The sequence below is a fragment of the Ectobacillus antri genome, from assembly GCF_003852715.1.
GTDB lineage: Bacteria > Bacillota > Bacilli > Bacillales > Bacillaceae_G > Ectobacillus > Ectobacillus antri.
The window spans coordinates 1-1192 of the sequence record NZ_RIAV01000061.1; the positions used below are offsets into that span (position 1 = coordinate 1).

The 1192-nt window shown below is 32.3% G+C and carries 1 protein-coding gene and 1 pseudogene; both read left to right on the forward strand.

What is annotated here, in order from left to right; translation table 11 throughout:
* Nucleotides 1-119 precede the first annotated feature (119 nt).
* Nucleotides 120-455: pseudogene (locus EEJ45_RS18800) on the forward strand (integrase core domain-containing protein); the annotation flags it as partial.
* A gap of 50 nt (nucleotides 456-505) precedes the next feature.
* Nucleotides 506-1090 (forward strand): hypothetical protein, encoded by a 585-nt coding sequence (locus EEJ45_RS18030; protein WP_124566127.1) that lies wholly within the window; start codon nucleotides 506-508, stop codon nucleotides 1088-1090.
* Nucleotides 1091-1192 lie beyond the last annotated feature (102 nt).

The following is a 1192-nucleotide window of genomic DNA, read 5'->3' on the forward strand; positions in this document are numbered from 1 at the left end:
CCGTTTGAATATCCAACATGATGTACATACGAATCACCTCATGATTAGTATGAAGAAGTGAAGCTATTCTGTACATCTTTAAGTGAGCTTAGTTGTACATTTTTAGGTTAGCATTTCTAGCGTACTCTTGCCAAAAGCCCTTACAGGGCGTAATCCTTCATACGGATCTAGGCTCACAATACACCAGCAGTGAGTTTATCCAGTATGTTCAAATGTATGGAATGAAGCATTCCTTTAGTCAAAAAGGCTGTCCGTACGATAATGCCTGTATTGAATCTTTTCATGCCATATTAAAGAAAGAAGAAATCTATCAAACACGGTACTACGACTTCAAAGAAGCGCAACTAGCCCTGTTTCAATTTATTGAAGGATGGTATAACCGAAGAAGAATTCATAGCAGTCTCGGCTATCAAACCCCTCAAGCTATTGAAGATCGGGAAAGAAAAGCAGCCTAGAACTCAATTTTTTTGTGTCCAAATTATTGACTCAAATCCAAGGAAAGATTTTGCTTGTAGAGCAATTTAATGACAGATTAAGGAGATTAGTAGAAATATTTAATGAACAAGATGAAAAACAAGCAAATGAAATAGTAATAACCCCTGAAAGTAGGAAACTTTATAAAAAGTGGAAACTTATTAGGTTTACTACATTATTAGTAAGCATTATGTTTTTGTTTAGTCCTATATTAAAGTATTATTCAGATGGGCTTAATATTTTTGACAAGTTGGGGCTTGGAGTATTTTGGGCTATTGTAATTAGTATCTTTTTTTTATTTAAGATTAGCGACAAAAAATTTAAAAAAATTGAGCAGGATGAGATTCAAGAATATAGTAGAAATAGTAACAAAGCACAAAATAAATTTCTAAAAGTAATGGTAGTAGATAAAGTAGAATTTACTAGTGGGAATAGAAAGGTTTATCGAGAAATTATTTTACATAATTTATACCAAAAGAAAATTGATTTCATACAAGGGGACGTATATTTTTATAACGGTACTACTAGAATGTACATCCAAGATTTTTCAGCCTATAATATAAATCCAAATGATACTATTAATATTTATGCTGATTATTTATATATAAGTGAATAATTTTTTCAGCCTCTGATGCCTAAAACCTTCCCTTCCTGTCTACACTGTTTACTAGAAAAGGCAGGGACAGGAGCTGGTAAAATGAAGCGGTTAAACATTACA